This window comes from Massilia sp. CT11-108, assembly GCF_047302915.1.
Taxonomy (GTDB): domain Bacteria; phylum Pseudomonadota; class Gammaproteobacteria; order Burkholderiales; family Burkholderiaceae_D; genus Telluria; species Telluria orientalis.
This window is the reverse complement of record NZ_JBKYMO010001475.1, coordinates 1-279: the sequence shown is the minus strand read 5'-3', so window position 1 is coordinate 279 and position 279 is coordinate 1. Positions and strand designations below refer to the sequence as shown.

Below are 279 nucleotides of genomic sequence, written 5' to 3'. Positions count from 1 at the left end.
GTTCCTGTTGTGGGTGGCATTCGTACGCGAGGCCGTCAACCGGCTGCTGCCGGTGGCAAACATCGGCGGCGAAGTCGCCGGCGTACGGCTCGCGGGCCTGCGGGTGCCCGACACGGCCGGCGTCGCGGCCAGTGTCGTCGTGGAAGTGGTGCTGACGATCGTCGTGCTCTACCTGTTCTGCGGCACCGGCGCGCTGTTGATGTTGACGCTGGCGGCCGGGCCCGGCCTCGTCGGGATCGTCGTGGCGGCGCTGCTGCTGTCGCTACCGCTGCCCGTGCT

At 70.6% G+C, this 279-nt stretch carries 1 pseudogene; it reads left to right on the top strand.

Features of this window, described 5'->3' with window-relative positions:
* A pseudogene (locus tag ACEN88_RS35335) lies at positions 1-279 on the top strand (hypothetical protein); the annotation flags it as partial.